The 6,000-nt window shown below is 45.3% G+C and carries 5 protein-coding genes and 1 tRNA gene; 5 read left to right on the top strand and 1 reads right to left on the bottom strand.

The window, feature by feature from the left end; genetic code table 11:
- The first annotated feature begins 108 nt into the window (after positions 1-108).
- Both AWH66_RS06370 and AWH66_RS06365 read left to right on the top strand, forming a co-directional pair.
- Positions 109-193, top strand: a tRNA-Leu gene (locus AWH66_RS06370).
- 194 nt (positions 194-387) lie between these two features.
- Positions 388-1,413 carry a lactonase family protein gene (locus AWH66_RS06365; protein ID WP_063606133.1) on the top strand — a complete coding sequence of 342 codons (1,026 nt, stop codon included), beginning with the start codon at positions 388-390 and terminating at the stop codon, positions 1,411-1,413.
- Here AWH66_RS06365 and AWH66_RS06360 read toward each other — a convergent pair.
- A complete protein-coding gene (locus AWH66_RS06360) occupies positions 1,400-2,560 on the bottom strand; it encodes a 2-octaprenyl-3-methyl-6-methoxy-1,4-benzoquinol hydroxylase (protein WP_063606132.1) in 1,161 nt (386 codons plus the stop codon). The two genes, AWH66_RS06365 and AWH66_RS06360, sit on opposite strands and share 14 nt — an antisense overlap.
- 293 nt (positions 2,561-2,853) lie before the next feature.
- Here AWH66_RS06360 and miaB point away from each other — a divergent pair, with 293 nt between their 5' ends.
- The 3 genes from miaB (at position 2,854) to ybeY (ending at position 5,951) form a co-directional block, all read left to right on the top strand.
- Positions 2,854-4,278 (top strand): tRNA (N6-isopentenyl adenosine(37)-C2)-methylthiotransferase MiaB, encoded by a 1,425-nt coding sequence (miaB, locus tag AWH66_RS06355; RefSeq protein WP_063606131.1) that lies wholly within the window; start codon positions 2,854-2,856, stop codon positions 4,276-4,278.
- A gap of 117 nt (positions 4,279-4,395) precedes the next feature.
- The gene (locus tag AWH66_RS06350) at positions 4,396-5,487 is read left to right on the top strand and encodes a PhoH family protein (protein WP_006075472.1); all 1,092 of its coding nucleotides are present in this window, start codon (positions 4,396-4,398) and stop codon (positions 5,485-5,487) included.
- Positions 5,487-5,951 carry an rRNA maturation RNase YbeY gene (gene ybeY / locus AWH66_RS06345; protein WP_063606130.1) on the top strand — a complete coding sequence of 155 codons (465 nt, stop codon included), beginning with the start codon at positions 5,487-5,489 and terminating at the stop codon, positions 5,949-5,951. Before AWH66_RS06350 ends, ybeY begins: the two co-directional genes overlap by 1 nt.
- Positions 5,952-6,000 lie beyond the last annotated feature (49 nt).

The raw sequence follows: 6,000 nt of genomic DNA, 5'->3' as shown, positions 1-6,000 counted from the left end.
CATCACTCATAATGATGGGGTCACAGGTTCGAATCCCGTCGTAGCCACCATTAATTACAACGTTAAGATCGAGTTTTACCAATTACTCTCTTAACTATAAGTTTTGTTGCGGAAGTGGCGGAATTGGTAGACGCACCAGATTTAGGTTCTGGCGCCGCAAGGTGTGAGAGTTCAAGTCTCTCCTTCCGCACCATTATTAAGAAAGCTCGTCATTTGACGGGCTTTTTTTCTATCTATTCCTCTCTGACAATTACGTTAGTTGAGTCTTTGAAAGTTTCTTCAATATTGTTAATTTCTTCTATTGGCTCACAGAAAAGTATTTTGCTACTGTTCATTCTAGGATAGACAGGCAACCTTAGGTCAATACACTGATCTTCAAGGATATTTATGACTTCCCAAGATTACTCCGTTGCTATTGGACAGTATTCAAAAGGCGATGATTTAGGTTTCAAGACGGCGCATTTCAACACTCCTCATGACCTTACAATATCTTCAGCGATAACAAATGCTTTCAACCCTTCTTATCTTCTGTATACAGAGCAAGGACATTATCTCGTTTCCGAATGTTCTCAACAGGAAGGATCGGCCCTTATATTCGTGCCTACAAACAGTGAAGATCATCAAGTAAGATTGCTTGATGGTGATTACCCATGCCACCTTGCAATATCTCCGAATAAAGAATTATTAGGCGTCGCGCATTATGGAACAGGTAACTTCGAGATATTTGCCCTAAGGGCACATGGCATTATTGGAGAACGTATAGCTTTACTGGCTAATGAAGGCTCTAGTGTTCACCCTACTCGCCAGCAAACTCCTCATGGGCATCAGTTGCAGTTTATCCCCTGTAGTCAGCAGTTCGTGACGGTCGATTTAGGTATCGACACACTGAGCTTTTATGAATATAACGAAACTGATGTGGTTCTATCTCAGTCTTTGTTGATGCCGCAGGGAAGTGGTCCCCGACATGTAGACTTCTCCCAAGATGGTAAATTTGGTTATGTGCTGTGTGAGCTCGATGAATCACTGAATGTTATCAAGCGTAACAATCAGGGGAAATGGCAGCTAATTTACTCTACTTCAGCGTTTCCTGAACATATTAGCCATGAAGCGGCGGCGGCCGTTAAACTTTCACCAAACAACCACTTTGTCTATTTAACAGGTCGCGGAGAGTCTATCGTCTCTTGGTTTGAATTAAGTGACCCTGAGGTACCTCTTTATCAAGGCTTTGTCAGTTCAGGGGGAGAGTTCCCACGAGATTTGTGTCTTTCTCCAGATGGAAAGTATCTTATGACAGCAAACCAGCATTCTGACAATTTAGCTCTGTTCACCGTTGATGAAGTAACCGGGACACCAACGCTAGAATCACTATCAGACTCTATCACGGCCCCAGTCTGTCTAGTCATTTATTATTAAGGCCAATCGCGTATTTTAAGACTTTCTCTTTAATCGGCCCGGAATGCTCTGCCACTTTCAGTAGAGCATTTCGAGCAAATGCCAGCGGAGGTAAGTTACTACTAAACCCTTTATAGAATACATCCATGCCCGTTTGCATCAACAAGTTATCTGGACGACGGTCTAGCTCATAACGACGCAATGCTTCATTAGAGACCCCTTTATCTTCAAACGCTTTCAGCAAGGTTTCTACATCTTTAAAGCCAAGATTAACGCCCTGACCAGCCAACGGATTTATCGTGTGCGCTGAATCTCCTACTAATACGCAACCGTGTTTGTAATATCGCTGTGCATGTCGACGTGTAAGTGGGAATGAGCCGCGCTGTAACACGCTAACCTTACCCAGTTCAGCTGGAAAGTACTCCACAATCTCCTGCTCTAACTGGGCATGACTCATATTCTTTAACTGCTTAATCCGTTTAGGGGAATCGTACCAAACTAATGATCCTTGGTTTCCACATAGTGGTAGAAATGAACGAGGTCCTGACGTGGTAAACCACTGCCACGTGATGTCTTGTTGAGGAAGTTCTGTCTCAACGTTAATCAGCATGCATTCTTGACGGTAATCCCATGCTGTCACGCCAATGCCACTGGCTTGTCGCACTCTTGAATTCGCACCATCCGCACCAACGACCAGAGTCGCAGCAATTTCACGCCCTGATTCTAAGATGATGCTTGAGCCTTTATCGTCAAGCGTTAAGCTTTCAACACCATCACCTTCAATCACTTTCAAGTTGTCGAAACGATGAAACTGCTGCCACAGCCCTAGTTGGATCACGCGGTTTTCGACAATGTAGCCCAGTTGCTCTAGATGTAGAGATTCGGCATTGAAACGAATTCGACAGTTTTCCGCTTCCCACGTTTCAAGACGTGCATAAGGGCATACACGCATCGCCTCTATGGCACTCCAAGCATCGAGGTGTGTCAGTAGATCAACGGAGCGATGAGAAATAGCAGAAACACGCAGGTCCATTGGCTGCGAACTTTCGAAAGCTTGAGGGGTAAATTTTTCGATAACAGCGACTGAGCGCCCTTGTTTAGCAAGACCCAGCGCCATCGCTGCCCCCACCATGCCACCACCAACAACTGCAATTTCAAACTGTTCCATCGTCTTCTTACTACCCTAAATTCAATGTCTGTTCATTGTACGTAGCCCGCTCTAAAAGCGCGAGCGAATTCCTTCGAAAAACCCTGCTTTTGTGAGGCCTAATAACCGCTTACAGCAATTGAAATATAAGCTCTCAAAGAGATTTTACACTACCCCTAGTCAGGCGGTTTTTAAAGCAGTACAATACGCCGCTTACCGCCAAGATGGTGGTCATAATTTAAACAGCTGCTATGTTGTTTTTGCGATACGGCACCTGTGCTAAAAAAGATTTAAATAACCGACGAGCGATAGTGATGAGTAAGAAACTGCTAATTAAAACCTGGGGCTGCCAGATGAACGAATACGATTCATCTAAAATGGCCGATCTGCTTAATGCAGCAAATGGCTATGAGCTAACTGAAGATCCAGCGGAAGCAGACGTCCTACTTTTGAACACTTGCTCTATCCGTGAAAAAGCGCAAGAGAAAGTGTTCCACCAACTTGGTCGTTGGAAAACCCTAAAAGACAAAAAAGATGGCGTTGTTATCGGTGTGGGTGGCTGTGTAGCAACTCAAGAAGGTGACCATATCCGTGAACGCGCACCATTTGTTGACGTGATCTTTGGCCCACAAACTCTTCACCGCTTGCCTGAAATGATTAAGCAGTCACAAAGCGATGAAGCGCCAGTAATGGATATCTCTTTCCCAGAGATCGAGAAATTTGACCGTCTGCCAGAACCACGTGCAGAAGGCGCTACCGCATTTGTTTCTATCATGGAAGGCTGCTCTAAGTACTGTACTTACTGCGTCGTTCCATATACTCGTGGTGAAGAAGTAAGCCGTCCAATGGATGACGTATTGTTTGAAATTGCTCAGCTTGCTGATCAAGGCGTGCGTGAAGTAAACCTACTTGGCCAAAACGTGAATGCTTACCGTGGTCCAATGCACGATGGCGATATCTGTTCTTTTGCAGAGCTACTACGTCTGGTTGCTTCTATTGATGGTATTGATCGTATCCGCTTTACGACCAGTCACCCGCTAGAGTTCACTGATGACATCATTGCTGTTTACGAAGACACACCAGAGCTTGTTAGCTTCCTACACTTGCCAGTACAGAGTGGTTCAGACCGCGTCTTGACTATGATGAAGCGTCCACACACAGCGATTGAGTACAAGTCTATCATTCGTAAACTTCGCAAAGCGCGTCCTGATATTCAAATCAGTTCAGACTTTATTGTTGGTTTCCCAGGTGAAACGGACAAAGATTTCCAAGACACGATGAAACTGATCAAGGACGTAGATTTCGATATGAGCTTCAGCTTTATCTTCTCTCCTCGTCCAGGTACGCCAGCAGCAGATTACCCATGTGATCTTCCTGAGCAAACTAAGAAAGACCGCCTATACGAGCTACAACAAACTGTAAACTCGCAAGCGATGCGTTATTCACGTCAGATGCTAGACACTGAGCAACGCGTTTTAGTTGAAGGCCCGTCTAAGAAGAACCTGATGGAGCTTCGTGCGCGTACCGAAAACAACCGTGTGGTTAACTTCGAAGGTGGTGCAGAGCTAATCGGCCAGTTTGTTGACGTGAAAATCACTGACGTGTTCGCCAACTCACTACGTGGTGAGCTAGTAAGAACAGAAAAAGACATGGATCTTCGCAGTGTTATTTCACCAACACAAATGATGGCAAAAACCAAGCGCGAAGATGAGCTAGGTGTGGCGACCTTTACGCCTTAACGCCTATACCCAAACAGCTTCAATGTGCTATTTTGGAGTTAATTGGGTAAAAATATGCGAAGCCCGGTCACAGTCGGGCTTCATACATCGCCCTTAAGGGCAAAATGTGAGGCAACATTGAGTAATCAAATCGTAACTCTAGAAATTCATCTAGAACCTTCAGACAACCGCCGTCTATCCAGCTTGTGCGGTCCTTTCGATGACAATATCAAACATTTAGAACGCCGCTTAGGTGTCGAGATCAACCACAGAAGCAACTTCTTTACGATCGTGGGCAAGCCGCACACTAGCGCCGCAGCTCTAGATATCATCAAAACGCTTTATGTAGACACAGCGCCTGTGCGTGGTCAGATCCCTGATATTGAGCCTGAGCAAATTCACTTAGCCGTTAAAGAATCTGGTGTACTTGAGCAAAATACTGAATCAGAAATCGCTCACGGAAAAGAAGTCTTCGTGAAGACCAAGAAAGGCATCATCAAACCGCGTACACCTAATCAAGCTCAGTACTTAGTGAACATGGTCACTCATGATATAAGCTTCGGTATTGGCCCTGCTGGTACAGGTAAAACCTACCTAGCAGTAGCTGCTGCAGTAGACGCACTAGAACGCCAAGAGATTCGCCGTATCCTACTGACTCGTCCAGCGGTAGAAGCGGGTGAAAAACTGGGGTTCCTGCCAGGTGATTTAAGTCAGAAGGTCGACCCATATCTTCGCCCGCTGTACGATGCTTTGTTTGAAATGCTCGGTTTTGAGCGCGTAGAGAAACTCATTGAACGTAATGTCATTGAGGTTGCACCTCTCGCTTACATGCGTGGTCGTACACTTAACGATGCCTTCATTATTCTCGATGAAAGTCAGAACACTACTGTTGAGCAAATGAAGATGTTCTTGACGCGTATCGGCTTTAACTCACGTGCTGTTATCACTGGTGACGTGACACAGATCGATTTACCTCGCGGCGCTAAATCTGGCCTTCGTCATGCGATTGAAGTGCTGAGTGAAGTTGACGAAATCAGCTTTAACTTCTTCCAGTCAGATGATGTCGTACGTCACCCTGTCGTCGCCCGAATAGTAAACGCTTACGAAAAATGGGAAGCGAAAGATGCCAAAGAACGTAAAGAAATCGAGCGCAAGCGACGTGAAGAACGCGAAGCCGCGCAAAAGCTGCTTGATGCTGCATCTGCTAGCGCAACCGTGGATGGAAAGTAATGGCGATTGAACTCGATCTTCAAATTGCAGTCGAATCAGAACAAGGGTTACCAAGTGCTGACGAGTTTCAACGTTGGTTGGACAAAACCATTATTCCGTTTCAACAAAACGCTGAGTTGACGATTCGTATCGTCGATGAAGAAGAGAGCCAACAGCTCAACCGCGACTACCGTGGTAAAGATAAACCAACCAATGTGCTCTCTTTTCCTTTTGAAGCACCTCCAGGGGTGGAAATGGATCTACTTGGTGACATGATCATTTGTCGTCAAGTTGTCGAAAAAGAAGCCATTGAGCAATCCAAGCCTTTGATTGCACACTGGGCACATATGGTTGTACATGGGAGTCTTCATCTGCTAGGTTATGATCATATTGAGGATGACGAAGCAGAAGAAATGGAAGCTTTGGAAACCGAAATCATGCTTGATATGGGCTTTGATGACCCATATTTAGTAGAAAAGGAGTAAGCACATTTCGCTGGCGTTCGCGCTAAAAAGAATTTGTTTACGCATGTGC

Source organism: Vibrio barjaei, assembly GCF_001639065.2.
Taxonomy (GTDB): Bacteria; Pseudomonadota; Gammaproteobacteria; order Enterobacterales; family Vibrionaceae; genus Vibrio; species Vibrio barjaei.
The sequence above is the reverse complement of the archived record's forward strand: the minus strand, read 5'-3'. Positions and strand labels throughout refer to the sequence as shown.

Coding starts and splice junctions, on each gene's coding strand:
- miaB (WP_063606131.1), top strand. CDS start 2,854: ATGAGTAAGAAACTGCTAATTAAAACCTGGGGCTGCCAGATGAACGAA.
- AWH66_RS06365 (WP_063606133.1), top strand. CDS start 388: ATGACTTCCCAAGATTACTCCGTTGCTATTGGACAGTATTCAAAAGGC.
- ybeY (WP_063606130.1), top strand. CDS start 5,487: ATGGCGATTGAACTCGATCTTCAAATTGCAGTCGAATCAGAACAAGGG.
- AWH66_RS06360 (WP_063606132.1), bottom strand. CDS start 2,560: ATGGAACAGTTTGAAATTGCAGTTGTTGGTGGTGGCATGGTGGGGGCA.